Here is a 25,965-nt window from a genome sequence, read left to right on the forward strand (position 1 = left end):
AGACTATCATGGAAAATATCATCATTGCTATTATATTTTTATCTGCTTTAGCTTATCTGGGCAACATCGTCTTAAAAAACTTTAGCTTAAAAAATAAAGCAGGTTGTTCAAAAGGCTGTGGCTCATGTGGAGCAATAGATTTTGATAAAATTGCAGCTGAGATGGAGGCTAAAAACTAATAGCATTCGCATAAAAAAACCTCTAAGGATTTTCTTTAGAGGTTTTTTTATGTTGTTCTTGAAGAGCTTAATTATCCAATTGATACTAATTCAATATCAAAAATTAAATCTTTTCCAGCTAAAGGGTGATTCGCATCTAAAGTAATTGTAGTATCAGTTACTTCAGTTACGGTTACTGGCATTACTTGACCAGAACCATCTTGGTGCATGTTTAATTGCATACCTACTTCATAAGGAATATCAGCAGGAATTTCTGCTTTTGGGAATACTGCTAAATAATCAGGATTCACGGGTCCATAAGCTTCATCAGCAGGGATATGAACAGTCTTTTTCTCGCCAATAATCATTCCAGTAATGCCATCATCAAAACCTTTGATAACCATTCCTGTTCCTAATTCAAACGCTAAAGTTTCACGTCCTGCTGAACTATCAAATACAGTTCCGTCTGTTAATTTTCCTGTGTAATGGACGTTTACTTTATCGCCCGCCTTTGCTTGTGCCATTTTATCAATTATTTTTAAAAATTTCGGTAAAGGTCGTAATTTTTATGGAAAAACTGGACTTTGTTCAAACGAAATATTAACAATCGACTAAACTCCTACAATCAATTTAGTAAAATAAATAGCAAGATATTTACAAAATTTTGCCTGTGATAGACATAAAAATTCACCAACTCGCTCAATTGCTAAAATCAATGTATCTTTGTTAAAAGCTTAATTAAATGTATTTACTCTTTGTTGAAATTGTTGGTTGGATTGGCTCTGTGCTTATTGTTGGAGCGTTTGCGTTGAATGCTTTGAACAAGATTTCATCCACTTCTATCAATTACCAATTAGCCAATCTGTTTGGTGGTTTATGTTTTATCGTCAATACACTTGAACATAAAGCTTATCCTTCCGTTTTTGTAAACGTAGTGTGGGTAGTGATTGCCATTACTGCCATTTTAAAAGCTAAAAAGCAATGAAATTTATTGATTTAAGTCATGTTATTGAAGAAGGTGTCGTTACTTATAAAGGACTCCCCGCTCCTATTATTTGTGATTTTTGGACACGTGAAGAATCCAAACAATGGTATGAAGAAGGTACTTCTTTTCAAATGGGAAAAATCGAAATGGTTTCTAACACAGGAACGTATTTAGATACGCCTTTTCATCGCTATGAAGATGGAAAAGATTTATCAGAAATCCTGATTGAACAAACTGCTATGTTGGATGCCGTAAAGGTTTCTGTTCCTTTTGAACAACATTTAAGCATTCATAAATCATTCTTTGAAGGATTAGACTTGACAGGAAAGGCAGTTTTGGTACATACTGGCTGGGATAAAAAATGGAAAACTGATGAGTATTTTACTGGCAATCCATTTTTAACAGCCGATGCGGCTGAATATTTGGTTATGCAAGGTGTAAAATTAGTAGGCATTGATTCTCATAATATTGATGATGTTGCTGGAAAATCCAGACCAGTTCATACGATTTTATTGAAAAATGAAATATTGATTGTAGAACATTTATGCAATTTGAATGAAATTCCTGTGAATACTTCATTCAAATTCTCAGCAACTCCACCCAAAGTAAAAGGCATGGGAACTTTCCCTGTGAGAGCTTATGCGGTAATTGAAAACCTTTAATTTTCCTTGAAACCAAGATATTTACTTCCAGTCGTTATTTTTGCTCAATTTGCAGGTACTTCTTTGTGGTTTGCACTCAATGCAGTTCTGAAAGATTTACAAGTACTATATCCCAACACATCCAATTTTCTGGGAAATATGACCTCCGCAGTTCAGTTTGGTTTTGTGGTTGGCACAGCGATTTATGCAATTTTTACATTGAGTGATAAATTTTCTCCTGTAAAAGTATTTGTCATTTCAACACTTATCGCAGCAGGTTTCAACCTGATAATTGTTTGGATTAAGCTGGATTTTAAAGCACTTTTAATCATTCGTTTTTTAGTTGGTTTTTTCTTGGCTGGTGTTTATCCTGTCGGCATGAAAATCATGGCAGATTGGTATGAAAAAGGTTTGGGCAGAGCTTTGGGTTATCTAGTCGGTGCTTTAGTTTTGGGTACTTCTTTTCCGCATTTTATTGCTTATTTTTCATTAAAGATTCATTGGCAATCGGTTATTATTGCTACGTCAATCATTGCTTCAAGTGGTGCTTTGATGATGTTATTATTGATTAAAGATGGTCCTTTTCGGAAAAAAGCTGGAAAATTCAATCCAAACAGTATTGTAGCATCCTTTAAAAATCCTTCATTTAGAACATTTTCATTTGGCTATTTCGGACACATGTTTGAAGTATATACTTTTTGGGCTTATGTTCCATTAATTCTTCAACAGTACAATCAGCATTCAAATTTTCATTTCAATACTTCTTTGTGGTCTTTCTTAATCATTGCTGCTGGCCTTCTGGCTTGTGTATTGACTGGTGAATTTTCAGCGAAGTTTGGAAGTGCAAAACTGGCATTTTTATGCTTATCCCTTTCATTAATCTGTTGTTTACTTTCAGTTTGTTTTTCACAAGCTAATCCTTTTGTATTTATTACAATTATGTTGATTTGGGGAATGAGTGTAGCTGGCGACTCTCCACAATTTTCAACGTTAATTTCACAAAATACCAATCCTGAATATCGAGCTTCATCAATCACAATCGTAAATTGTATTGGTTTCGCTATTACGATAGTTAGCTTACAAATTTTACAATTGGCGAGTAAATACATTTCAAATAATTATATTTATTTAATACTAAGTTTTGGTCCAGTCATTGGTTTAATAAATACTTTTAACCGTACTTTTCTGGTAAAAAACAATGTTTGAAATATGGATTTATTAGCATCTGATACACTAACGATTGCCAAAAACCTGTTGGGCTATCGTTTGGTTCATGAAAGCGACGAAGGAATTACTGCTGGAATCATTGTAGAAACAGAAGCATATTTACAAGACGACCCAGCCTGTCATGCTTATCGAAAAAAGAGTATTAGAAATGCACCAATGTTTGGTGTAGCAGGAACAGTTTATGTGTATCAAATCTATGGAATGCACTTTTGTGTAAACATAGCGACCAATCAAAAAGATGTTGGAGAAGCTGTTTTGATAAGAGCTTTAGAACCAATAGAAGGCATTGATTTGATGGAGAAAAGACGAAAAAGTAATGTTTTAAAGAATCTATGTTCTGGACCAGGAAAACTAGTACAAGCAATGGGCATTCATAAAGGTATGAACAACTGGCATATTTTAGAAGATGATTTAAAAATACTTCCTCCACTTTCAGATTATGTTCAAAACCCAATTGTTACCACTACTCGAATAGGCATTACGCAAGGAGCAACATTACCTTATCGGTTTTATTTTGAAGGAAATGCGTTTATTAGCAAAAAGTAAATTGCTAAAAAAGTCCTTGATACGAAATCAAACCAATAGCAATTACCGCTAAGACTAAACCTATTTTATTCAATAATGTAAATTTCTCTTGAAAGAAAATAAAGGCAACCAATGCCGAACCTACAATAACACCAATATTATAAATTGGTAAAACGAAAGCACCATTATTTTGATAAGCATCCAATGCTTTCAGCAGATAATAGAATGATAAAAAGTTCGGAATGCCCAACGGAATTGCCGCTATCAAACTTTTAAATACCAATTTTTCTTTTCCTTGAATTATCCTAATTCCTAGAACAATTCCTCCAATTAAAACAGAACCCACTAAAATGGTTAACGTAAAAGGAATAGTTGTTCCTGAGGCTGTTACATACTTGGCATTCAAGTAATTAAAAGTTGTATTAGTGATACCATACATTACAAATACAGCAATTGGTAATAGCCAATCTATATTTTCTTTTTTGCTGCTGCCATCGCTTTCGCTCTTTTTAAAAGTACTTAGTGCTACTGCTACGATGGCTAAGACTAATCCTAAATAATTTAAAGTATCAAAACTGCTACTCATTTTCAAAACAACTAAACTGAAAATCACTGGCACTACCAACGACATATTATTTGCCAGAGAAGTCATCGCCATGCCGATACGCTGTGTAGAAATACCCGAAAGCATAAAAGTAATGACAAAACCTACGCCCAAGAGCATGGCTAATTGTGTTGAGGTTTCGGATAAATCAAGACTAAAATGCTGATTTTCTGGCAAGAATAACAATCCTGTAACGATACAAACTGGATAATTAAGAATAATTGTCTGAAAGGTATTAACGCCAAATCGTGGATGTAACCGAAAGTTGATTAACAATAAAACCGAGAAGATAATACTGAGTAATAAATCTATCATATCGAAGAATGGTTAAGTGCTTTTAATGTTGATGAGTTTTTAAATGCTTATTATTCAAATTTAAGCATTGTAATATTATGTTTAAACAAATATTCCCAAATTCAGGAAGATACTTTTTCGAGAAAGCATCATTTCCTAAATTCGGGAATATAATTGGGTCGTGAGTGGGGAGTGATGAGTTGCGAATTTTGAGTGATGAGTCTAAAATTCATAACCCATCACTCAAAACTCGCCATTCAACTATGCTTTTTTAACTAAGTCTTCTAATAAATCAACCCACATTGGTGAATTATTTAAGCTTTCTACCAATTGCCAATGTTGTCCGCCAAATTCTTCAAACATTTCACGGTACTCTTCACCAATTTCGATAGTTGTTTCTAAACAATCTGCAACAAAAGCTGGTGAGAAAACTAAAATCTTCTTTTTGCCTTGTGCTGTTAATTCTTTAATCACAACATCTGTATAAGGTTGAACCCAAGGGTCGCTTCCTAATCTTGATTGAAAAGTAGTAGCATAAGTACCTTCTTTCAAACCTAATTGTTTAACTAATAATCGAGTTGTTTCATGACATTGTGCTCTGTAACAATATTGATTCATCGAATGAATAGTATCACAACATGAACCAAACTGGCAAGTATTACCTGTACAATCTCCTTTTCTGATTTGACGCTGCGGCAAGCCATGATAACTAAACATGAAGTAATCATAATCTTGCTTTGCCATATAATTACGAGCCGCTGTTGCGAAGTATTCTATGAATTTCGGATGGTCGTAAAAAGTATTGACAAAACTTATTTCTGGAATAATCTGCCATTCTTTTACAATACGCATAGTTTTTTCATACACCGAACCTGTACTTGCAGAAGCATATTGTGGAAAAAATGGCACTACAATGATTTTTTTATAGCCTGATTTTTTAAATAATTCTAAGCCTGCATCCATACTTGGACTTTGATAACGCATCGCCAGCTTCACATCATACTCTTCGCCCAATTGTGCTTGTAGCATTTTCTCAATATCTTCTCCGTAAAATTTCAATGGTGAGCCTCTTTCTGTCCAAAGTTCTTTATATACTTTAGCTGATTTTGGTGCTCTGAATGGAGCAATGATAAGATTCACTAACATCCATCTAAAAGCATAAGGAATATCAATTACTCTTCCATCCATTAAAAATTCTCGTAAATATTTACGAACATCTGGCGTACTTGGCGAATCTGGAGTTCCCAAATTAACAATTAATACGCCTGTTTTAAGCTTAGTTGCTACTGATTTCTCAGACGATACTTGTGGTTCTTGTACTTGCATTTTAATAAATTATGTTTCTTTTATTTACGCAAAAAATCGCTAATAAGATTGTTTAAAGACAACATTCAAAGTACAAATTTGTTTGATTTTAATGTTTCTACCACTTATTTGTGTTTTTTTATTTTAAGAAACTTCTAGCTTAATCCTTCCAACCTGTTGGTTTGAAAGGTGTTCTGTTTAAATTATCCAAACATTCTACGTACTCATTACAAACCCTTGTACCAGCTGGACAAGTATATACTTCCCCTTGAAGTCTCACATAAGATGGTTTTTCGCCTTCAGGAATTCCCACAGAACGATCGATATAAAACACTTTTTTTCTTACAGAATGGACATCAAAAACACCAAGAATTTTTTCGCTACGATTGGTTACAGATTTAATGTTATAGCTAAAACGTGTTTCCGCAGGAACATCAAACAACGTTCCGTTATTTTGTGTCTGTGCAACAAGCCCTTGGTAATAATTATAAACACTTTTGGTAATAGAACGCTGTTCAAATTGTAAATAATATGGCGTTGTATCATCAAATGGCACTCTAGCTACTTGTTTGCCAGTTATTCTTTGCCCGTTCAGGTATGAATCAGAAAAAATATTAAGTGCCGTTGAAAAAGTAATATTCCAACAATCTCTATCGCATTTATAGTTGAGTGTTAAATCAGTTGGCTGCGGCGGGAACATGCACGTTTTTTTAGCAAAATCATAATATCCATTGGTGCAGGTTTCACAAATAAAAGCTTTTTGATAATGTTTCCAAAACCATTGATAATTATCACCAAGATTGGGAGAATCCTGAAAATCGACATAAATATTAAAACCTCCACGACGAGCATCACCTTTTACGTAAATATCCATTACTTCAAATTTTGTAATCAGATTTTCAATTTCTGGGACTGGTCTCATCGTTTCAGCAGATGAAACGTACTTTTTGCCATCACTGGTTTCAATCGTTAAGGTATATGTTCCACCTACTCTGCCTGCAAATGTTCCAGAAGTTTGATAATCCCCCGTTCCTTTGGGGTCACTTAGGTTTTCAATTAAACCTTTTTCGTCTGTAAAATATACTTTTGCTTTTAGAATTGGCAGAAAAGACCCTCCAGTTAGTCTGTTCGACGACATGTAGAGTTTCACTTTGTGTAAACCAGGTTGGTCTGACAAAGTGGCTTCGACCGAAAAAAAGCTGTTGGTTGAAACTTGTTCAAAATCGGTGATTGGTGTGATGCACGAAATCACTAAAACACTTATTAGTAAGGTTAATATTGGAAATTTAGTTTTCATGTTGAATCTATTTTCAGCCTTTCTGTTGGAAAGGAATGGAAAGTCTGTCTTTATAAAAATTTAAAATTATAGGTCAGCGAAATTAGTGGATTGGCAAAAACGCTTAGCTCATAAGGCTTTAAACCGTTTCCTACAGGTTTGAAGAAAACAGAGTAAGGATTCTTTCTTCCATAAATATTATAGACTGTAAAAGTCCAACTTCCCTCCCATCGCTTTTCTTTTAAACTAGGATTAGTTATCGTCCAAGAAAAATCTAATCGATGATAATCAGACATTCTATCATTATTACGAGCTTCATAAACAGGATATTTCTTATTGTCTAACTGAAAAAAACCTGAAGGAGATGAAAACGGACGACCAGTATTATAAGCAAACGTAAATGAAAAACTATGGTGATTCGTTGGCTGAATATTCATCATGATATTCAAACTATGCGGTTTATCATAATTTGAAGCATACCAATTACCATCCGAAATCTGTTGAAGTTCAGGAAAATCACCTCTTACTTGTTGTAAAGAGCGGGCATAAGTATAACTCATCCAGCCACTCAGTTCCCCTCTTTTTTTAGTAACCATTACTTCCAAGCCATAAGCTTTTCCTTTTCCAGCAATCAATTGTGTTTCTATCGCTTTGGTTAACTGCAAATTTGCTCCAGAAATATAATCTACCACATTTTGAGTAGAACGGAAATAGCTTTCTCCCGACAATTCCCAAATATTATCTTTAAAGGTTTTAAATACTCCTAACGAAATAAAATCGCTTACTTGAGGTTTAATGTATTCATCAGCAGTTTTCCAACGAGCCGTCGGTAACGGTGTAGTATTGTTTGATAATAACTGAATAAATTGTTGCATTCTGTTATAACCAAATTTCAACGTGCTGTTTTCGCCCAAAGAGTATTTTATGGCTAAACGGGGTTCAAAGCCACCATACGTTTTTTCGACAGCACCGCTTGAAATAGTTTCTTCTCCAATCTGCGATGAAATCGTTCTAGGTTCATTATCCAGATATTTTCTTACCGTGGTAGGACCAAAACTCAAATACTGAGCGTAACGAATACCTGCCTGAATCGTTAGTTTTTCATTCGCTTTGTATTCATCATCAACAAACAAACCCAATTCTAAAGATTGTTCTCTTGGTAACAATACTGTAGAAATTCTTGAACTAACATTCTCATTCAACTTTCCGGGTGAAATCTGATAATTGATTCCGCTTATTCCAAAGTTAATTTTATGTTTTTCGTCTGGATTGTAATCAAAATTGACCTTCACACTTTTATAATTGACACTATTTCTTAAATCAATTCTGTTCACACTATCAGGTGCATACGTTTTGGTTTTATAATTACTCAAAACGCCTACCACATCCAAACTCATTTTGGTATTAAAGTAATGGCTCCATCTTGATGAAAAATTCAAATGTCCATAATCAAACTGCGTTTGTTTTGCTACCACATTTTCTAAACTGAATAATGAATCTACCTGATAAAAATCCTTACTCACATAAGTTGACAGTGAAAATGTATTATTCTTATTGGGCCTGAAAAATACTTTAGTAGCTAAATCATAAAAATTCGCACGGGTATTTCGCATATTCTCAGGGCCAATCAATTTAAACCAAAAATCATTGAACGATAATCTGCCAGCTACAACCACTGAAAGTTTTTCTTTAATAATAGGAATCTCAGCCATTGCTCTGTTAGAAACAAAACCTATTCCACCCGAAAGTTTAAACTTTTCTAAACTTGGGTCAGTCATTTTAATATCTAAAACAGAAGCCGTTCTACCGCCAAATCTTGAAGGAATACTTCCTTTATAAAGTTCTAATTCACGAATAGCATCTGATGCAAAGACAGAAAACAAACCAAACAAATGAGTTGAATTAAAAATTGGTGCATCATCAATATAAATCAAATTTTGGTCGATATTTCCACCACGAACATTGATTCCATTTGAACCTTCACCAACCGAAGAAACACCCGGTAAAGTTTGTAAGGAACGAATAATATCAACCTCGCCCATCATTGCAGGCAATTTTTTGATGCCTTTGATACTTAATAATGTTACTCCTAATGATGGCGTTTGAATACTTTTACGAGTAGCTTGGCTTGAAACAATTACTTCTTCTAAGGTTTTTGATACATCATCGAGTGCTAGGTCAAAGGTTGTGTTCCCTTTCAATGTTATTTTCGTTCTGTAAGGCTTATAACCAACATGACTGAACTTGAGGACATAATCGCCTTTGGGCAAGTAAATATTAAATCTCCCAGTCGTATCCGTTATTATGCCAGATTTTCTAAAATCTAAGAAAATCGTTACTCCAACGATTGGCTCACCTGTTTTAGAATCTGTAATTTTTCCTGTTAAAAGAGGCAGTTTAAATTCTGCATTTTGAGCAACAATTTGTGATGGTAATATTATGTAAGTGCAACAAAAAAGTAAACACTTCAATGAAAGTATTCGTAATAGTTTTTTCATAGTTTAGTTTTAAAATCGACTAAGTTCAAAAGGTTAGCAGATTTTACAAAGAACGACATTTTAGCGGGAATCTATGACATGACCTACTAAAACAACTATCAATATAATACAATAAAAAAGATGAAATGTATAAAAACAGAGATGAAACCTCAAAAAAATAGCGTCGAAACAAAATCCTGCCCGACTTGTTTCAACGCCATATTATTTAGAACATTATTTAAAATTGTTAATTATACTTCACATGCTGTTTAGCGATTAAACAGATGATTTGTTTTTATGTTGCAAACTTAGAATATTTAAAACTATCAATCAAATCGATAATAATTATTACAAAATAGGCTATAACTATAAATAAGCTTAATTATTCAACGAAAAAAGGATTTTTTAAAGACAAATGCCCAAAAGGTTACAGAATTTATAGAAGCCCAAAATAATGAATCCCCAAAAAGTATAACATTTAAGCACTAATTGTTAATCATTTCATGGAATTGTGAAATTTGTTCCCTAATTTTGCACCTGAAAAATAAGTAATTTATTAATTAAAGAAATCAGTTAACAACGACAGAGTATTTATTAATATTGTAAGTCTTTAATAATTAATCTCTAATTGACATTTAACTAATTCTTATCTAGTAGATTAAATACTATTCCAAATTCAAAATCACAAAACAAACTTATTATAATGGCATCAGTCAGACCAGATGAAGTATCAGCAATTTTGAGAGAACAACTCTCAGGAGCAAAATCAGAGGCTGAACTTCAAGAAGTAGGTACCGTATTACAAATCGGTGATGGTGTAGCCCGTATTTACGGACTATCGAAAGTACAGGCGGGTGAATTACTCGTTTTTGATAATGGCTTAAAGGCCCTAGCTTTGAACCTTGAAGAAGATAACGTAGGAGCGGTATTATTGGGGGATTCGTCTGATATCAAAGAAGGAGACACTGTAAAACGTACTGACGAAATCGCATCTGTTAAAGTTGGCGACGGTATCTGCGGTCGTGTTGTAAACACACTTGGTGAACCAATTGATGGTAATGGACCAATCACGGGTGACTTATATGATATGCCTTTGGAACGTAAAGCTCCGGGTGTAATCTTCCGTCAACCAGTAACTGAACCCCTTCAAACAGGTATCAAAGCAATTGATGCAATGATTCCAGTAGGTCGTGGACAACGTGAATTGGTAATCGGTGACCGTCAGACAGGTAAAACTACTGTTTGTATCGACACTATCATTAACCAAAAAGAATATTTTGAAGCTGGAAACCCTGTTTACTGTATTTATGTAGCTTGTGGTCAGAAAGCATCTACTATCAAACAAATCGAACAAACGCTTCGCAAAGCTGGTGCGATGGACTACACTGTAATTGTAGCTGCGGGTGCTTCAGATCCTGCTCCGATGCAATTCTTTGCTCCATTTACTGGTGCTGCTATTGGTGAATTCTTCCGTGATACAGGTCGTCCGGCATTAATCATTTATGATGATTTATCTAAACAAGCTGTTTCATACCGTGAAGTTTCATTGTTACTTCGTCGTCCTCCAGGACGTGAAGCTTACCCAGGTGACGTATTCTATCTTCACTCTCGTTTATTAGAGCGTGCAGCTAAGATTAACTCATCTGATGAAATTGCTCGTAACATGAACGATTTACCTGAATCTATCAAACATTTGGTAAAAGGTGGTGGTTCATTAACAGCTCTTCCAATCATCGAAACACAAGCTGGTGACGTTTCTGCTTATATTCCTACAAACGTAATCTCGATTACGGATGGACAGATTTTCTTAGAATCTAACCTTTTCAACGCAGGTATTCGTCCAGCTATTAACGTAGGTATTTCGGTATCACGTGTGGGTGGTAACGCTCAAATCAAGTCGATGAAAAAGGTAGCAGGTACTTTAAAGCTTGACCAAGCACAATTCCGTGAATTGGAAGCATTTGCTAAATTTGGTTCTGACTTAGATGCTGCAACGAAATTGACTATCGAACGTGGTCGTCGTAACCTTGAAATGTTGAAGCAACCAAACGGTGCTCCACAAAGAGTTGAAGAGCAAATCGCAATGATTTTCCTTTCAACAAAAGGTCTTCTTGATACTGTAGCTGTAAGTAAAGTTCGTGAATTCGAGAAAGATTTCATCAACGTAATGAACGCTACTCAAAAATCAACGATGGATGCTTTGAAAGCAGGAAAATACGATGATTCTTTGACAGACGTATTGACAAAAGTATCGAAAGAAGTAGCGCCGAAATATGCGTAAAAAATAATTTCCAATTTTGAATGATAGAATGATAGTGATTTTACAATTTTATTAATTCACTATCATTCATTCATTCTATCATTCATTTATTAGAAAAGAGAATGGCTTCATTAAAAGAAGTAAGAAACCGAATAGTATCGGTAAACTCAACTCAGCAGATTACCAAAGCCATGAAAATGGTGTCGGCGGCTAAACTTCGTCGTGCGACAGACGCAATCACTCAGATGCGTCCCTATTCAAAAAAATTGACTGAAATGATTGCTACCGTTTCTGCAAATGCAGAAGGTGCAAAAGAAAATCCATACACTATCGTTCGTAATATCAATAAAGTATTAGTTATTGTTGTTACTTCAGACCGTGGTTTGTGTGGTGCTTTCAATGCCAATGTTGGTAAAGCAGCAGTAAGCTTAATCGCTGAAAAATATGTAGAACAACAAGCAGCTGGAAACGTTGAAATTATGGCTCTTGGCAAAAAAGGTGGAGAATACCTTGCACGCCGTGGATATAATGTAAACACTCAATATGCTGATATTTTCACAAAACTAAGCTTTGCTAATGTTCGTATCGCAGCAGAAGCAGCAATGAATGGTTTTGAAGAAGGAAAGTACGATGTTGTTGAACTGGTTTATAACGAATTCAAAAACGTTGCAACTCAAATTTTAAAAACAGAACAAGTAATGCCTATCGTTGAGAAAAAAGACGATAAAGTAAAAGCATCTTCTGTTGATTATATTTTTGAACCTTCTGAAGAAGAAATTATCAATGAATTAATTCCTAAAGCATTGAAATTGCAAATCTATAAAGCAGTACTAGAATCAAATGCTTCTGAGCATGGTGCTAGAATGACAGCAATGGATAAAGCAACAGATAATGCTGGTGAATTATTAAAAGAATTGAAATTACAGTACAACCGTTCTCGTCAGGCAGCAATTACTAACGAAATCCTTGAAATCGTGGGTGGTGCAGAAGCTTTGGCTGCGGCATAATATTATTATATATTTCTCTAAAAAACTCATTCTCGAAAGGAATGAGTTTTTTGTTTTTATGACAATCCACGATAAAGTATTTTATTGAGCTACTAATATTTACTGTTTATCGAAATTTTATGTACTTAACAAAAAGCTAAAGAATTCTTGAATAAACTATACTTATATTTGTAGCTTACATCAAAACAAATTTTCTTCTCATGAAAAATTTTATTCTTTCAATTCTAGCAATTTTCACTTTAAATACTTCATTAAATGCACAGGGAATTAAAACCCCAGCGCCAAGTCCAACGCAAACGATTAAACAAGACTTTGCATTATCAACGATTGAAATTACTTATTCAAGACCCAACATCAAAGGCAGAGTAGTTTTCGGAGATTTAGCTCCTTTTGGCAAACTTTGGAGAACAGGTGCTAATGCAGCCACAAGAATAACTTTTGGCGAAGATGTAAAAGTAGGTGGCGTAGCTTTAAAAGCTGGTACTTATGTTTTATACACGATTCCAAACAAAGACGAATGGGAAGTAATCTTCAACAAAGGCATTAATAACTGGGGTATTGATGGCTATAAAGCCGAAGAAGATGTTGCTAAATTCAAAGTAAAACCTAATGCTTTAGCGAAATCTGTTGAAACATTTACCATTGAAATTGCGAATGTTACAGCATCATCGGCAGACATTGAGGTTAGTTGGGAGAAAACATCGGTTGCTATTCCTGTAACGGCTGATATTGATAGCAAAATTTCAAATGCTATTGAAACAGCAATGACAGTTGATAGTCGCCCGTACTTTCAAGCAGCAAGTTATTATTTTGAAACAGGTAAAGATTTGAATAAAGCTTTAGCTTGGGCTGATAAAGCGATTGAACAAACACCTAAAGCATTTTGGATTATGCACTTAAAGGCAAAAATTCAAGCAAAATTAGGAAATAAGACTGTAGCAATTGAAACTGCAAAAAAATCAATAGAATTAGCGAAAGAAGCCAATAATATGGATTATGTAGCGTTAAATGAAAAGTTAATTGCTTCAATGAAGTAATATTCATTGAATTCTTTTTTAAACCTGTAAGCGAATCTAACGTTTACAGGTTTTTTTGTGTATAATGCTATAGAAATCAGAAAATAATTATACCTTTGCAAGACTAATTTTAAACGATTCTTTCAGAATCCAGTAAACATGAAGCTAAGACAAATTTTCTGCTAATTCCCTTTCTCGGCTCTGCAAAATCCAGTCTTCATGGATATTGCCCTCCGAAAGGGCAGTAATTTCAAATCATTCAATTCCTGTTTAAATGTTTTAATTTCTGGAAGATAAAATCAATTGTGTATCTTTAAAATACTCAGTTAGATTAATCTTAGCCTTTTGATTTGAAACAAAGCAAACAAGATAAATTTCCTATAAAACAATGTCAATTTAAGATAATACTCTCAACATTTCTCATGAATATTTACCCTTACCGACAGATGAATCTGTGAAAGAGTAATGAACCAATCTTGTGTTCTTTAATATTCATGAAAAAGTCTGAATTCATTTAGACTTCTGAATAACATTCCAATATTGATTATCAAGATATTATGCATACTACAGAAGAAGTAAAAGAGACAGCCGTATTGGTGGCTGTACAAACACAAAAGCAAACAGCAGAACAAACCAAAGAATATTTAGATGAATTAGCTTTCTTGGCTGATACTTCTCAAATCAATACGCTATATACTTTCACTCAAAAATTAGAAAAACCTGATACTCGTACTTACGTTGGGAAAGGTAAAATGCAAGACATCATCGCTTATGTAGTGGATAATGATGTTGACATGGTGATTTTTGATGATGATCTTTCGCCTGTTCAAATCAGAAATATTGAAACAGAATTTGCGAAGTTTCAACACGAAGTAAAAATCCTAGATCGTAGTTTATTAATTCTGAATATTTTTGCGATGCGTGCTAAAACCGTTCAAGCAAAAACACAAGTTGAATTGGCTCAACAACAATATATTTTGCCAAGATTAACAAGAATGTGGACTCACCTTTCTAAACAACGTGGTGGTGTGGGTATGCGTGGCCCGGGTGAAAAAGAACTAGAAACTGACCGTCGTATTGCAAACGATAGAATTGTTTTCTTAAAAGAAAAACTCAAGCAAATTGATAAACAAGCATTCACACAACGCAAAAATCGTGATAGAATGGTGCGTGTTTCTTTAGTGGGTTATACAAACGTGGGTAAATCTACACTGATGCGTAGATTGGCGAAAGCGGAAGTATTTGCAGAAAACAAACTCTTTGCGACGGTTGATGCTACAGTTAGAAAAGTAACTTTCGATACCATTCCATTTTTACTTTCAGATACGGTAGGTTTCATCAGAAAATTACCTACCATGCTGATAGAATCTTTCAAATCTACTTTAGATGAGGTTCGTGAAGCGGATATTTTATTACACGTAGTTGATATTTCGCATCCAAATTATGAAGAGCATATCGAAGTAGTAAATTCGACGCTTACCGAAATTGGTGCTGCCGACAAGCCAACGATTCTTGTGTTCAATAAAATTGATTTATTCTCTTCAGAAGAAATCGTGATTAATGACTGGGAAATTGGTTCTGGAAATGAACCTGAAAATCAACAAAGTAGAATTGAAAAAGTAACCGCTTTCTTGAAGAATTCTTACATGAATAATCCTCAGCCGCAAACGGTTTTCATTTCTGCTGAACAAAAAGAGAATATCGAAGAACTCAGAGACACCATTGTAAAGGCTGTTAAGGAAAAACATATTCTTATTTTCCCAAATTGGTTGAATGAAGTACATTATCCAACCGAAGAACTTGAAGGGGAAGAAGAGTAAAAGCGAATATTAATCACTTACCTTGATTATTAAAGAGTTTTTAGAGAAATTTGCAATGAAGGAGCTTCCAAGAATTTATTTCTTGGAAGCTCAACAAAGACGCCATAGTTCAACGGATAGAATAGACGTTTCCTAAACGTTTGATGTGGGTTCGATTCCCGCTGGTGTCACAGAATAATGAGATGTGAATGATGAATTATGAATTTAATAGGTGTTTCAATTGGCAGCATTAAAGTGTTCTGGGACTATTTAAAACAGCGACCTAGGTTTACTCAACATTCATCATTCTAAACTCAAAACTCATTCATATACAACGTTTTACCGACTAATTTCATACAACTTGAAAACCATTTCAATCGCTCTTTGTACATACAATGGATCTAAATTTTTAAGAGAACAACTCCAAAGTATTGCTAATCAAAAGCTTCTGCCAAATGAAATTATTATCACAGACGACTGTTCTACTGATAACACAGAAAGTATTGTAAATGAATTCAAAAGCCTCCTCAATATTACTTTTATCAGAAATATTGAACCACTGAAAGTTGCTAAAAACTTCGAAAAAGCCATTTCTCTTTGTACTAGCGATATCATTACTCCTTGCGACCAAGATGATATTTGGCATCCAGATAAGCTATCAATCATCCACAACTTTTTTGAAAAAAATCCCACGAAGCTTGCCGTTTTCTCTGATGCAACATTGGTTGATAAACATGGAAAAGATTTAGGACAACACTTTTGGCAGAAAGTACGTCTTGGTACTCCACAAATTGAAGCGTGGAAGCAAGATAAAGCTTTAGACATTACGCTTCATGGCAACAGAGTAGCTGGTTGTATGTTAGCTTTTAAGAAAGAATTACTTTCCTTTGCACTACCTTTTCCTACTTTTCGTCCACCAATGATTCATGATGGTTGGCTTACTTTGATTGCTTGTATGATGAATAGTATTTCTTTGATTGAAAAACCTTTGATTTCCTATCGTCAGCACGAAGCACAACAAGTTGGAACAAGAGCCGTTGAAGGTGGAAAGGTTTTGACATTAAAAGAACGTTTGGCTCGTCCAAGAGCTGAGAAAATTGCACCTTTTCTTCAAAAACGAGATGAATATATTTATCTAAAAACCATATTATCAACCTATTTAAACCCAACCAATCATCCAATCGTCAGTAATAATTTCCAAAAAATTGATGCTATAATTGCTTTTTATGAAACTAGATCTCAACTTTCGACTTTTCATCTTGCCAGATTTTTCCCTGTGATGAAATTATTGTTTGTTGGTGCTTATCATCGTTATAAAGATCAAGAAGCTTCTTGGAAAGCTCCTTACATTGCAGCACTTGGTGATTTATTTGAATAAAGAAAAAAATCGTTTATGAAATTAATATATACTGTTTGTACTTCTAGTTACTTATATCAAGCTTTTTCGCTAGGTGATTCTATCAAAAAAACAAATCCTGATTATGAATTAATCATTTGTCTTACTGATAAAATGCCAGAAGTTAATTTCCCGATTCCCTATAAAATACTTCCTGTGGAAAGTATCAACTTTCCTGCTTTAGAAGAGTATAGTCAAAAATTTAGCATCATCGAATTAGCTTGTGCTTTCAAACCTATTTTTGCCTTTTATTTGCTCGATAAGTATCCTACTTTAGAAAAACTAATTTATTTAGATACTGATATTTTTCTATATGATTCGTTGGCTGGCATTGAGAAGAATCTCGACGAACATGATATTATCATAACGCCGCATATTACGAAAGCAATTCCACTTTCTGAACGTTGGAACGAAAAACAATACTTAAACGCAGGCTTGTATAATGCTGGTTTTATTGCTTTTAAACGTACCGAAAACTCCTTGAAATTCTTGGATTGGTGGCAAACGCATTTGAATAAATATGGTTATCTCGACTATTGCAAAGGGATGGGAGCCGATCAACTTTGTTTGAACTTTGTTCCTATCTTTTACGATAAAGTATTAATTGATTATAATCCATCTCTCAATATTGCCTATTGGAATTTACAAGAACGTGAATTGAGTTTTACTAATGGAAGATACTTTGTCAATAAAAATATTCCTTTGGTTTTCTTTCACTTTAGTGGTTATAATCCACATAAACCAACACTAATTTCTAAGCATTATAAATTGCCTAGAAACAGAAGCCAGAAAGCTTTGAAGCAAATCATTAAAGAATATAGAACGGTACTAATCAATAATCACTTTAACGATTTAAAAGGTATTATTCCTGCTTATGGTATTTATACTGTTCCTCCTAAAGAGAAACATCCTTTCGTAAAATTTGTTGAAAAATCTGCTTGGAAAGTAATTAATTATGTAGAAAAATTTTAAGGTTTTCTACATAATTAATTTAGGTCTATAGACTTATTTTTTAGATAATAGTATACTTTTACACAGAATCATTAGTATTACTCTCTTTCTTTTTTGATGGGAAAAGGTATTGTGTCACTGCAAGAAAAAAAGCACACACATTAATTGTTGTTGTTGTAATTAAAGCTATCAATACATTATCAGAAAGTGAAAAATTAATAGTGTAATCGGAAGTTTTATGTCGCAGAAAAAATCCACAAGTTGAAATAGTAAAGGACTTCATACCTGTAAAAACAATAACTAAGAATATTGCAAACAACCAGATTGAAACCATCCAGAAAATAAGTCTTGCATAAAGCTTACGCTGGTCAGTATCTTGACGCATACTTTCTAACTCAGCTTGCTTAAGGGCTGCTATTAAACTAGCAGTAGTCGGATCTGGCGTAGAAGATGAAGTACTAATAGCTTCAATAACATTCTGAGCGAGGTTGTTGTGATTGGATGAAGAGGGTATCATTTCGAACAAGTGAAAAAAACATATATTTAATGATTGTCAGGGATAATATTAAAAGTATCTCTGAAATAAGTTTTTGTCTCTTCTGAGTCAATTGGAGTATTGTTCCCTTTTTTTATTGAGACATCCCAAGGAGATTCAGGTTTATGTGTCCAATTGGCAAGCTTTATTCCATCAAGCTCCTTTGTAATTTCCCAGACAATAGACAGTATTTCTTGTGTTCCTGATTCTAAAACAATGTTTCCCGATGGTTGTGGTCTATTAATTGGTTGATTTCCCCAAGATTTAAATCTATCATATACTGAAGGGAAAACTGGCCCATATTTCCATGCCTCTGGTACATCTTTCAACAATTGTTCCCCTTTTACTGCTAAATGAATACCATTTGCTATATACAACACTTTTTGTAACTTCATATTAGTTAATGGAATATCATTGACAATACCCAAGTTAATAAAATAATTTGCTATGTCTGTTGCATTAAACATTTTATTCAAAATTTATACTGTGTATAACTGTAAAATATAATTTTATAGTATTGAAATATATATTCAATCAATAACATATAAAAATTATTTTAGCCATGTAATTAAACAAATATAACCTTTTAGATATCTAAATACACAGAAAATGTAAAAATTTATTTATGTAAACTAGTATAATACTATCTCCTTATTTTTCACATGCTATTGCTTTATTAATTTCACTTGCCAAAGCTGGACCTTCATAAATAAAGCCTGTATAGATTTGTACTAAACTTGCCCCTGCATTCAATTTTTCGATAGCATCTTCTGGAGAATGAATCCCTCCTACTCCAATAATTGGAAATGCTTTATTTGATTTTTCAGATAAATAACGAATTACCTCTGTCGAACGCTTCTCTACAGGTTTTCCGCTTAAACCACCCATTTCATTGGTTAAAGTGCTTTCCGAACGTAATCCTTCTCTTGAAATTGTAGTGTTTGTTGCGATTACGCCTGCTATATGTGTTTCTTGAACGATTTCAATAATATCATCTAATTGCGAATCTGTTAAATCTGGTGCAATTTTCAATAAAATCGGTTTTGATTTCAGACGTTTCTCATTTTCTACTTGTAAAGTTTGTAGAAGATTTTTCAATGGCTCTTTTTCTTGCAATGCTCTAAGATTTGGTGTATTCGGAGAGCTTACATTTACCACAAAATAATCTACTACATCAAAAAGCTCATCAAAACATATCAAGTAGTCATCTACTGCATTTTCGTTGGGCGTTACTTTATTTTTACCGATGTTTCCACCAATCAGAATATCAGATTTACGTTGTTTTAATTTCAATACGGCTTCTTTTACTCCTTCGTTATTAAAACCCATTCTATTAATTAAGGCTTTGTCTTCTTTTAAACGAAACAATCGTGGTTTATCATTTCCGGGCTGTCCTTTTGGTGTAAGCGTTCCAATTTCGATAAAACCAAAACCCATTGCCGATAATTCATCTACTAAAACTGCATTTTTATCAAAACCTGCGGCTAAACCTACTGGATTCTTGAAGGTTAATCCAAATACTTTTCTTTCCAATACTGGATTTTCGTAATGATAAATTGCCTTGAAAATGGCAGGAACAAATGGAATTTTAAACAAGAATTTTACTAAACTAAAAGTAATATGGTGGGCTTTTTCAGCATCAAATTGAAACAATAGAGGCTGGAGGAGAAATTTGTACATTGATTGAGCTTTTCATGAAAATAATGGCAAAATTACTAAAAGCCCAAATAAAAACCTCTCAAGTATTGAATTAATGAGAAGCTTTTATTGAAGTTTAAATAAATTCTTTCACTGGAAACTTGTTAATAAATCTTAAATCTTACAGCAACGTTATACGTTTACTTGTTTAACATTATATAAGCCATTACTTTCGTCATCAAATAAATAACACTTAAATAATTAAAACAACTCTTACACTATGTTAAGCAAAAAACTCCCTTTGCTCGTCATGATGTTTATCATGATTAGTTTCCTCTCTAAAGCCCAGTATGAAAAAGGCTCAAAATTTTGGCAAGTTGAAGGTACTTTTAGAGGGTCATCAAGCTCTATTAAAAACAATGACTTCAATTTTTATGATGCAGAAAGTAATAGTCACAGCATCGGACTATCTTTCAAAAGAGCAGTTTTTAAGGAAGATTATCTTGCTAAAGGCTGGTCGGTAGATTACAATTTATTTTCTGGTAAAAGTTCAGTGTCAAGCCCTAAGAATGAGAGCCAAACTTATATCCACAACATTGGAGTAGGTTACTTTGTGGATAAGTTCAAACCACTGAGTAAGTCATTAGCCATTTATGGTGAAGTGAACGGAAAAATAGGATATAGCTTGGTGAATGGAAGTCCAATTTACACAAATGTTGATGGCAATAATACCTATGCAAGTGATAGTTACAATATCGGTGCAGGAGTAAATTTTGGTGTTCGTTATTTTTTAAAGAAAAATCTATTTATTAATGGAGAAACGTCATTATTGAACTTAAATGTTTCTCATAGCACGTCGCCAAGTAAACAGACAAATGTGTATTTCAATACCATTATGAATGTAAGTTCATTGTCAATTTCAATCGGTAAATCATTCTAAACCTCCAAGAACATGAAATCAAACATAAAATTATTATACATCTTTGCTATTATCTTGTTAGCAAATACTTACACAAAAGCACAGTTTAATGCAGGTGAAACTTTTTTACAGGGTTCTTTAAATGCTAATAAATCATTCAATGATGTCGGTTTTAATAATGGACGATATTCTGGTAGCATTGATTGGGGTAAATATGTCTCTAAAAACTCAGCTAATATTCTTTCACTGACAGTTTCTTACGAAGGTGTAAATTTTGATTCACAAGTTTACAAAAATAACGTTTTTAGAGTTGGTTTAGCAAAAGGACACGAATACTATAAACCTATTTTTGGAAAATTTGGTATGTACGGACGCATAATGGGCGGTGTAAATTATAGCAATGCAGCCAATGGTATTAATTATGGTAATGGAGGAGTAATAAAAAGTAATGAAAGTTCAGATCATACAATAGGTGTTAATTTATTTGGAAACGGTGGATTAATGTATAGACTAAGTGATAAATGGGCTTTTTCTGGACAATTATTTAATCTAAATGTTGCTAGTCTGGGTTACAATTGGAAAGATGAACAAAGAATTCCTACTCAAGGTGCTACAGCAACTTCTACCAAAAATCAGTTTAGTTACAATTTCAGTCCCAATATTTCATTCTCATTCGGCGTCGGAATTAGGTATATTTTGAAGTAAAATAAAAATCCCTTCGGAAAGATTTTCGGAGGGATTTTTATTTCTCAGCTTTCAATACTTTAATATCTTCAATAAGATTTTCTATGTCTAAAGGAATCGTTCCATTATAAATTCCTCTGATTCTAAGCTTTTTATCTACTAAAATAAAGTTTTCGGTATGCAAGAAATCATTTTCTTTTTTCTGTACTCCTAAATTTTCATCTGCAAAATATGAGTTTCTCGCTAGTTGATAAATTGCTTTTTTGTCTCCCGTCAATAAATTCCAATTAGCATTATTAAGCCTGTGCGTTAAGGCATAACGTTTTAAAACACTTACGCTATCACGATTGGGCATTACGCTATAGGACATAATGCTGACTGTGCTATCATTAGGAAATGCCTTTGACACTTTTTGCATTGCTTCCATCAATCTTGGACAAAGACTTGGGCAAATCGTAAAAAAGAAATTCGCTACATGAATTTTACCTAAAACATCTTTTTCAGTAATACTTTCGTTATCCTGATTTTTAAATTGAAAAGGTGAAATGGTATGAAAAACTTCTTCTGCTTTCCAAACGGACGTAAAATCAGGCGTATTATAAAAGGGAATTTTATTACTTTCTTGCTTTGCTTCGCATTGCCAAAAGAGTAAAGCGATAAAGGCGAAAATGGCTTTATTTTTCATTTAAAAGAGTTTTTTCATTATTGCCCATACAGCCTTTTGCACCTAATAATCCGAATCTTCTGCCATTTTTTACTTCATAATTTGCCTTGATTTTGCCATCATCAAACCACATTTGTTGTACACCTACTGGTTGACCATTTTCATCATAATTATTTACTGAAAAAAGTTGTCCATTCGAGTACCATTCTTTGTGTTTCTTGATGGGAGCATCATTTTTAAATTCATATTCAAAACGTTTTTGTCCGTTTTCCCACCAAGCTTCGTGCTTGCCTATTTTTTGGTTTTGACTGTAAAATCTTCTCTCTTGAATTTGTCCGTTTTCAAACCATTTTTCACTTAAACCTTCTAGCTTTCCTTTATCAAAACGTTGTTTTGATGCTATTTTTTTATTAGAATAATACTTTACAAGAGTTCCAGAAAAAACTTTTTGCTGATAAAGTAAACCATCATTGTTTTGAGAGAAAAGCTTTTCATCCCAAGTAATTTCTACTTGGGGTGAACTACAAGCTACAAATATCAAAAGCAAAAAGAGGATGAGTTTTGAGTTTGGAGTGATGATGCTGGAATGATGAATTTTGATATACATTGCCTTTAAACTTAAAATCACATAGCAAAATGGTTTTATTTACTCACCGTTCCAGCCGTTCCATAAAAACCAGAACCGTTGATGTAAGGGTCGGCATCTGTAATATGATAATGATAAATACCTTCTGGAAATTCTGTAGTAGCATGAGAATGTCCATGCAAATTATCTAAATCGGCATTGGTGACAGCTTTACCATTTTCTAGTGAACCATAAACTGGAAAACCATCTAAAAGTAATCCTAGAAAAGTAGCTTTTCCATTTTTGGTGGTTAAATATGTCGGTTCTTGATGGTAGTGATATTGACCAGTTTGTTGTGGATGTCCCAAATACTGGTCGAATGAATTAATCTCATTTGTCAAAGGTTGGTTTGGTCCTGCATATTGATTGAAAAAAGGAATGCCATTCAATGAAACCCCAATTGGTCCAAGCGGAGTCGCCGAAGTATTACTCGCTTTATTGGGATGCAAAGGAATTTTAAAGACCAAAGTTTGCTCTAAAATGCTGTTCGGATTGATTGAAAATTTGCTATTACTGCCATTGTAAGCTTCGTAACGAGCATCCGTTTTAGCAAAATATGGACTTTTGTGGTCGGGAATGCCGTTACTTCTAATTACTAGATAATCACCTTCAACCGTTGCCGTAACACTTGTTCCTGAGAATTTAGTTTTCAGTATAGAAATATCAATGGTTGAATTATTAGTACTTGGTGTTACAGTGGTATCATCGCTTTGTTTACAAGCAAAGAAGATAATCATGAGCAATAATAATGATGAATATTTCATGTTTTTCAGGGTTAAATAATGATAAATTAGGGTCTTGGCGGTGGAGGAGGACTGCCTTGTCTCCCCATTTTTGCTAAGATTTCAGATAAAAGATTATCCAGTAAAGGTTTCTGTTTATCGGTACAAATAGAATCTCTTACTTTTCTAAAGTGCTTCAAGGTTGCTAAATCTTGCTGAATTACCAGTTTGGCAATTTGTTCGCTAATAATTTTCGTTTTGAGCGAATCTTCAGGGAAAGCAATCAGTTGAAACAATTCATTTTTCAAGGGCTGTATTTGCTGATGAATTGAACGCATTTCTTGTTGATGCTCTTTGATGAGTACATCGTATTGGGAAATTTGCTCTTCTGTGAATTGCAATTCTCTTTCAACAAATTTTCGAACTTCTTGTCTGTCAGGATGAGGCGGTTTATCATGAGTAAACCAAATAGTTCCTAACAAAAAAACATTGAGCAGCACCAGCAAGCCGATTAACCAAGCAGATTTATTTTTCATGGCTCATATAAATTTTGGGTGGTTGTTATTCCTAAATAAGTACCAAATTCCTCTTTACTCATGACTGAATGCTGTTCGTTTAAATATATTTTACTGAATGTAATAATATTAAAACCAACAATTATCATACAGATAGCAAGCTTGGCATAAGTCAACCAAGAGACAATCGTTGGCTGACTAAGCTTGTTCATTCGATGTTTAATTTTGGCATACAAAAAGGGATTAGAAGCAACTGGTTGAATATTTTCAATACTTTCCAGTGTTTTGGCTATTTCTTCTTCGATATTTTTCATGTTCAAATTATTTTTCGGATTCGTAATAATTTTTCAATTTCTTCTGTAAATTTCCTTTAGCTCTGAATAACAAAGATTCTATCGCCGAAGTACTCAATTCCATTACTTCTGCAATTTCTTGATAGCTCAAACCATCAATTTTATGCAATGAAAAAGCTACTCTTTGGCGTTCGGGTAATTCATCCATTTTACTAAAAAGTAAGTGCGTTCGCTCTTTATTTTCAAGTAAAATGCCTGGATGTTCTGCGACTATATTACTAGGTGAATTGAGTTGTTCTTCTAAACCAAAAATGGATAATACAAAGCTGAATCGCTTTTTTCGCTTCTTTTTTCTTAAATAATCTAAAGATTTATTAACAGCAATTCTGTACAAAAAAGTTGATACTTTAGCATCGCCTCTGAACGAAACAATTGATTCATAAACCTCAATAAAAACCTCTTGTGTTAAATCTTCAGCTTCCTCGACATTCCGTAGAAAGCCTAGACAAGTATTAAAAACTTTGTCTTGGTACTTTTCCACCAAAAATCGAAAAGCCGCTTCATCAGCGTTTTTTAACTTTCCTAAGAGTTCTTTTTCAAGCATTGACAACAATTGAGGTTCATTTACGCTTTAGATGTTATTAATTTAAAAAACTTGCGAAGTATTTTGAATTTTTTTTCAATAGAAGTTAAATAATATTGAACTTCAGACTCAAATCTTGCTTAATACTACAATTACTTATGTGCTAATGCTCATAACGAAATCAAGAGTTTCTAGTATTTATTGAATGTTTTACAGTATTTTGCATCATTATTTTCATCAAATGGAGCCTAAAAACGATTACATAGCACTGTGGAAATCCTTCCAAGAAGGTGATAGTAAAGCACTTGGGCATCTTGCAAACCATCATTACAAGGTACTTTTTAACTATGCCACCAAGTTTACGAAAGACCGTGAACTGATTAAAGATTGTATCCAAGATTTGTTTTTGTTTTTGTGGGATCATCGAGAAAAACTACAATCTTCTCCTTTCGTGACGATTTATTTGTTAAAATCTCTTAGAAATAATCTTTTCAAAAAACTCAATCAAGAAAAAAGAAATGCTTCTGATGATTTAGATATTGATTTGCCTTTTACCGAAGGCATCAGTCCTGAGTCTGAGTTGATTGAATTAGAAATGTTTTATGAAAATGAATCTAAACTGAAATCACTGCTTACTTCATTGCCCAAACGCCAACAAGAAGTAATTTTCTTGAAATTCTACGAAGGTTTGAGCATCGAAGAAATTGCAGAAGTGATGGATATGAACCGCCAATCGGTTTCTAATTTGTTGCACCGAGCTATTTTGAATCTTAAAAGCAATTGGTTTCTTGCTGCACAATTGTTTTATGTACTTTATTTGAAAGCCTAATTTCTTCGGCTTTTTGTCCATTCTTTTTTCTTTTTCA

General features: G+C 33.7%; 28 protein-coding genes and 1 tRNA gene. 15 read left to right on the forward strand and 14 right to left on the reverse strand.

Annotated elements, in window-relative coordinates:
* Positions 1-8 precede the first annotated feature (8 nt).
* On the forward strand, positions 9-179 hold the full coding sequence (locus HNP25_RS12865) for a FeoB-associated Cys-rich membrane protein (protein ID WP_184134700.1): 171 nt from the start codon (positions 9-11) through the stop codon (positions 177-179).
* 71 nt (positions 180-250) lie between these two features.
* Here HNP25_RS12865 and HNP25_RS12870 read toward each other — a convergent pair whose 3' ends face one another.
* Positions 251-682 (reverse strand): FKBP-type peptidyl-prolyl cis-trans isomerase, encoded by a 432-nt coding sequence (locus tag HNP25_RS12870; protein ID WP_184134701.1) that lies wholly within the window; start codon positions 680-682, stop codon positions 251-253.
* A 218-nt stretch (positions 683-900) separates the two neighbouring features.
* Between HNP25_RS12870 and HNP25_RS12875 the strand changes: the two genes are divergently transcribed.
* Genes HNP25_RS12875 through HNP25_RS12890 form a run of 4 tightly spaced genes read left to right on the forward strand, consistent with a single transcriptional unit; the run spans position 901 to position 3,557 of the window.
* Positions 901-1,143: a CBU_0592 family membrane protein gene (locus tag HNP25_RS12875; RefSeq protein WP_184134703.1), complete on the forward strand. Its 243-nt coding sequence runs from the start codon at positions 901-903 to the stop codon at positions 1,141-1,143.
* On the forward strand, positions 1,140-1,805 hold the full coding sequence (locus HNP25_RS12880; RefSeq protein ID WP_184134705.1) for a cyclase family protein: 666 nt from the start codon (positions 1,140-1,142) through the stop codon (positions 1,803-1,805). The genes HNP25_RS12875 and HNP25_RS12880 overlap by 4 nt, the downstream gene beginning before the upstream one ends.
* A gap of 6 nt (positions 1,806-1,811) precedes the next feature.
* A complete protein-coding gene (locus HNP25_RS12885; RefSeq protein WP_184134706.1) occupies positions 1,812-2,990 on the forward strand; it encodes an MFS transporter in 1,179 nt (392 codons plus the stop codon).
* A 3-nt stretch (positions 2,991-2,993) separates the two neighbouring features.
* Positions 2,994-3,557 (forward strand): DNA-3-methyladenine glycosylase, encoded by a 564-nt coding sequence (locus HNP25_RS12890; protein WP_184134708.1) that lies wholly within the window; start codon positions 2,994-2,996, stop codon positions 3,555-3,557.
* Positions 3,558-3,561: 4 nt separating this feature from the next.
* Here the strand turns inward: HNP25_RS12890 and HNP25_RS12895 are convergent, their stop codons facing one another.
* The 4 genes from HNP25_RS12895 to HNP25_RS12910 form a co-directional block, all read right to left on the reverse strand.
* The gene (locus tag HNP25_RS12895; protein ID WP_184134710.1) at positions 3,562-4,455 is read right to left on the reverse strand and encodes an EamA/RhaT family transporter; all 894 of its coding nucleotides are present in this window, start codon (positions 4,453-4,455) and stop codon (positions 3,562-3,564) included.
* Between the two features lie 240 nt (positions 4,456-4,695).
* The gene (gene hemH / locus HNP25_RS12900) at positions 4,696-5,760 is read right to left on the reverse strand and encodes a ferrochelatase (RefSeq protein ID WP_184134711.1); all 1,065 of its coding nucleotides are present in this window, start codon (positions 5,758-5,760) and stop codon (positions 4,696-4,698) included.
* 139 nt (positions 5,761-5,899) lie between these two features.
* Entirely contained in the window at positions 5,900-7,036 is a 1,137-nt protein-coding gene (locus HNP25_RS12905) for a DUF4249 domain-containing protein (RefSeq protein ID WP_184134713.1), read from the reverse strand.
* Positions 7,037-7,086: 50 nt separating this feature from the next.
* Complete coding sequence (locus HNP25_RS12910; RefSeq protein WP_184134715.1) at positions 7,087-9,513, reverse strand: TonB-dependent receptor; 2,427 nt, start codon at positions 9,511-9,513, stop codon at positions 7,087-7,089.
* Positions 9,514-10,195: 682 nt separating this feature from the next.
* Between HNP25_RS12910 and atpA the strand changes: the two genes are divergently transcribed.
* The 7 genes from atpA to HNP25_RS12945 all read left to right on the forward strand — a co-directional run bounded on the left by atpA (position 10,196) and on the right by HNP25_RS12945 (position 17,942).
* Entirely contained in the window at positions 10,196-11,773 is a 1,578-nt protein-coding gene (gene atpA / locus HNP25_RS12915; RefSeq protein ID WP_184134717.1) for a F0F1 ATP synthase subunit alpha, read from the forward strand.
* 101 nt (positions 11,774-11,874) lie between these two features.
* The gene (gene atpG / locus HNP25_RS12920; protein ID WP_184134719.1) at positions 11,875-12,759 is read left to right on the forward strand and encodes an ATP synthase F1 subunit gamma; all 885 of its coding nucleotides are present in this window, start codon (positions 11,875-11,877) and stop codon (positions 12,757-12,759) included.
* A 200-nt stretch (positions 12,760-12,959) separates the two neighbouring features.
* Positions 12,960-13,796, forward strand: coding sequence for a DUF2911 domain-containing protein (locus HNP25_RS12925; RefSeq protein ID WP_184134720.1), 837 nt, complete (start codon positions 12,960-12,962; stop codon positions 13,794-13,796).
* A 536-nt stretch (positions 13,797-14,332) separates the two neighbouring features.
* Positions 14,333-15,595, forward strand: a complete 1,263-nt coding sequence (gene hflX / locus HNP25_RS12930) for a GTPase HflX (RefSeq protein WP_184134722.1) — start codon at positions 14,333-14,335, stop codon at positions 15,593-15,595.
* A gap of 98 nt (positions 15,596-15,693) precedes the next feature.
* Positions 15,694-15,765: transfer RNA gene (locus HNP25_RS12935), tRNA-Arg, on the forward strand.
* A gap of 170 nt (positions 15,766-15,935) precedes the next feature.
* Positions 15,936-16,952, forward strand: coding sequence for a glycosyltransferase family 2 protein (locus tag HNP25_RS12940; protein ID WP_184134724.1), 1,017 nt, complete (start codon positions 15,936-15,938; stop codon positions 16,950-16,952).
* 15 nt (positions 16,953-16,967) lie between these two features.
* Positions 16,968-17,942 (forward strand): hypothetical protein, encoded by a 975-nt coding sequence (locus tag HNP25_RS12945; RefSeq protein WP_184134725.1) that lies wholly within the window; start codon positions 16,968-16,970, stop codon positions 17,940-17,942.
* A 58-nt stretch (positions 17,943-18,000) separates the two neighbouring features.
* Here the strand turns inward: HNP25_RS12945 and HNP25_RS12950 are convergent, their stop codons facing one another.
* The 3 genes from HNP25_RS12950 to HNP25_RS12960 form a co-directional block, all read right to left on the reverse strand.
* Positions 18,001-18,438: a hypothetical protein gene (locus HNP25_RS12950; RefSeq protein ID WP_184134727.1), complete on the reverse strand. Its 438-nt coding sequence runs from the start codon at positions 18,436-18,438 to the stop codon at positions 18,001-18,003.
* Between the two features lie 26 nt (positions 18,439-18,464).
* Positions 18,465-18,923, reverse strand: coding sequence for a Panacea domain-containing protein (locus HNP25_RS12955; RefSeq protein WP_184134728.1), 459 nt, complete (start codon positions 18,921-18,923; stop codon positions 18,465-18,467).
* A 184-nt stretch (positions 18,924-19,107) separates the two neighbouring features.
* Entirely contained in the window at positions 19,108-20,136 is a 1,029-nt protein-coding gene (locus HNP25_RS12960; RefSeq protein ID WP_184134730.1) for a quinone-dependent dihydroorotate dehydrogenase, read from the reverse strand.
* A gap of 238 nt (positions 20,137-20,374) precedes the next feature.
* On the opposite strand from HNP25_RS12960, the gene HNP25_RS12965 reads away from it, so the two are divergent.
* Together HNP25_RS12965 and HNP25_RS12970 are read left to right on the forward strand one after the other, a co-directional pair.
* On the forward strand, positions 20,375-21,034 hold the full coding sequence (locus HNP25_RS12965) for a hypothetical protein (protein ID WP_221432466.1): 660 nt from the start codon (positions 20,375-20,377) through the stop codon (positions 21,032-21,034).
* A gap of 12 nt (positions 21,035-21,046) precedes the next feature.
* Entirely contained in the window at positions 21,047-21,718 is a 672-nt protein-coding gene (locus HNP25_RS12970) for a hypothetical protein (protein ID WP_184134733.1), read from the forward strand.
* A 37-nt stretch (positions 21,719-21,755) separates the two neighbouring features.
* Here the strand turns inward: HNP25_RS12970 and HNP25_RS12975 are convergent, their stop codons facing one another.
* Genes HNP25_RS12975 through HNP25_RS13000 form a run of 6 tightly spaced genes read right to left on the reverse strand, consistent with a single transcriptional unit; the run spans position 21,756 to position 25,120 of the window.
* Entirely contained in the window at positions 21,756-22,382 is a 627-nt protein-coding gene (locus HNP25_RS12975; protein WP_184134735.1) for an SCO family protein, read from the reverse strand.
* Positions 22,372-22,968: a toxin-antitoxin system YwqK family antitoxin gene (locus HNP25_RS12980; protein ID WP_184134736.1), complete on the reverse strand. Its 597-nt coding sequence runs from the start codon at positions 22,966-22,968 to the stop codon at positions 22,372-22,374. The genes HNP25_RS12975 and HNP25_RS12980 overlap by 11 nt, the downstream gene beginning before the upstream one ends.
* A 35-nt stretch (positions 22,969-23,003) precedes the next feature.
* A complete protein-coding gene (locus HNP25_RS12985) occupies positions 23,004-23,750 on the reverse strand; it encodes a YHYH protein (RefSeq protein ID WP_184134738.1) in 747 nt (248 codons plus the stop codon).
* Positions 23,751-23,776: 26 nt separating this feature from the next.
* Positions 23,777-24,244 carry a Spy/CpxP family protein refolding chaperone gene (locus tag HNP25_RS12990; protein ID WP_184134739.1) on the reverse strand — a complete coding sequence of 156 codons (468 nt, stop codon included), beginning with the start codon at positions 24,242-24,244 and terminating at the stop codon, positions 23,777-23,779.
* On the reverse strand, positions 24,241-24,537 hold the full coding sequence (locus HNP25_RS12995) for a hypothetical protein (RefSeq protein WP_184134741.1): 297 nt from the start codon (positions 24,535-24,537) through the stop codon (positions 24,241-24,243). The genes HNP25_RS12990 and HNP25_RS12995 overlap by 4 nt, the downstream gene beginning before the upstream one ends.
* Before the next feature lie 7 nt (positions 24,538-24,544).
* A complete protein-coding gene (locus tag HNP25_RS13000; protein WP_184134743.1) occupies positions 24,545-25,120 on the reverse strand; it encodes an RNA polymerase sigma factor in 576 nt (191 codons plus the stop codon).
* A 220-nt stretch (positions 25,121-25,340) separates the two neighbouring features.
* Between HNP25_RS13000 and HNP25_RS13005 the strand changes: the two genes are divergently transcribed.
* A complete protein-coding gene (locus tag HNP25_RS13005; protein WP_184134744.1) occupies positions 25,341-25,928 on the forward strand; it encodes an RNA polymerase sigma factor in 588 nt (195 codons plus the stop codon).
* Positions 25,929-25,965: the final 37 nt, after the last annotated feature.

The organism is Arcicella rosea (assembly GCF_014204325.1).
Lineage (GTDB): Bacteria > Bacteroidota > Bacteroidia > Cytophagales > Spirosomataceae > Arcicella > Arcicella rosea_A.

Bases quoted from the DNA above. Each gene is read 5' to 3' on its own strand.
- HNP25_RS12865 (WP_184134700.1), top strand. From the start codon at position 9: ATGGAAAATATCATCATTGCTATTATATTTTTATCTGCTTTAGCTTAT.
- HNP25_RS12870 (WP_184134701.1), bottom strand. From the start codon at position 682: ATGGCACAAGCAAAGGCGGGCGATAAAGTAAACGTCCATTACACAGGA.
- HNP25_RS12875 (WP_184134703.1), top strand. From the start codon at position 901: ATGTATTTACTCTTTGTTGAAATTGTTGGTTGGATTGGCTCTGTGCTT.
- HNP25_RS12880 (WP_184134705.1), top strand. From the start codon at position 1,140: ATGAAATTTATTGATTTAAGTCATGTTATTGAAGAAGGTGTCGTTACT.
- HNP25_RS12890 (WP_184134708.1), top strand. From the start codon at position 2,994: ATGGATTTATTAGCATCTGATACACTAACGATTGCCAAAAACCTGTTG.
- HNP25_RS12895 (WP_184134710.1), bottom strand. From the start codon at position 4,455: ATGATAGATTTATTACTCAGTATTATCTTCTCGGTTTTATTGTTAATC.
- hemH (WP_184134711.1), bottom strand. From the start codon at position 5,760: ATGCAAGTACAAGAACCACAAGTATCGTCTGAGAAATCAGTAGCAACT.
- HNP25_RS12905 (WP_184134713.1), bottom strand. From the start codon at position 7,036: ATGAAAACTAAATTTCCAATATTAACCTTACTAATAAGTGTTTTAGTG.
- HNP25_RS12910 (WP_184134715.1), bottom strand. From the start codon at position 9,513: ATGAAAAAACTATTACGAATACTTTCATTGAAGTGTTTACTTTTTTGT.
- atpA (WP_184134717.1), top strand. From the start codon at position 10,196: ATGGCATCAGTCAGACCAGATGAAGTATCAGCAATTTTGAGAGAACAA.
- atpG (WP_184134719.1), top strand. From the start codon at position 11,875: ATGGCTTCATTAAAAGAAGTAAGAAACCGAATAGTATCGGTAAACTCA.
- HNP25_RS12925 (WP_184134720.1), top strand. From the start codon at position 12,960: ATGAAAAATTTTATTCTTTCAATTCTAGCAATTTTCACTTTAAATACT.
- hflX (WP_184134722.1), top strand. From the start codon at position 14,333: ATGCATACTACAGAAGAAGTAAAAGAGACAGCCGTATTGGTGGCTGTA.
- HNP25_RS12945 (WP_184134725.1), top strand. From the start codon at position 16,968: ATGAAATTAATATATACTGTTTGTACTTCTAGTTACTTATATCAAGCT.
- HNP25_RS12950 (WP_184134727.1), bottom strand. From the start codon at position 18,438: ATGATACCCTCTTCATCCAATCACAACAACCTCGCTCAGAATGTTATT.
- HNP25_RS12955 (WP_184134728.1), bottom strand. From the start codon at position 18,923: ATGTTTAATGCAACAGACATAGCAAATTATTTTATTAACTTGGGTATT.
- HNP25_RS12960 (WP_184134730.1), bottom strand. From the start codon at position 20,136: ATGTACAAATTTCTCCTCCAGCCTCTATTGTTTCAATTTGATGCTGAA.
- HNP25_RS12965 (WP_221432466.1), top strand. From the start codon at position 20,375: ATGTTAAGCAAAAAACTCCCTTTGCTCGTCATGATGTTTATCATGATT.
- HNP25_RS12970 (WP_184134733.1), top strand. From the start codon at position 21,047: ATGAAATCAAACATAAAATTATTATACATCTTTGCTATTATCTTGTTA.
- HNP25_RS12975 (WP_184134735.1), bottom strand. From the start codon at position 22,382: ATGAAAAATAAAGCCATTTTCGCCTTTATCGCTTTACTCTTTTGGCAA.
- HNP25_RS12980 (WP_184134736.1), bottom strand. From the start codon at position 22,968: ATGTATATCAAAATTCATCATTCCAGCATCATCACTCCAAACTCAAAA.
- HNP25_RS12985 (WP_184134738.1), bottom strand. From the start codon at position 23,750: ATGAAATATTCATCATTATTATTGCTCATGATTATCTTCTTTGCTTGT.
- HNP25_RS12990 (WP_184134739.1), bottom strand. From the start codon at position 24,244: ATGAAAAATAAATCTGCTTGGTTAATCGGCTTGCTGGTGCTGCTCAAT.
- HNP25_RS12995 (WP_184134741.1), bottom strand. From the start codon at position 24,537: ATGAAAAATATCGAAGAAGAAATAGCCAAAACACTGGAAAGTATTGAA.
- HNP25_RS13000 (WP_184134743.1), bottom strand. From the start codon at position 25,120: ATGCTTGAAAAAGAACTCTTAGGAAAGTTAAAAAACGCTGATGAAGCG.
- HNP25_RS13005 (WP_184134744.1), top strand. From the start codon at position 25,341: ATGGAGCCTAAAAACGATTACATAGCACTGTGGAAATCCTTCCAAGAA.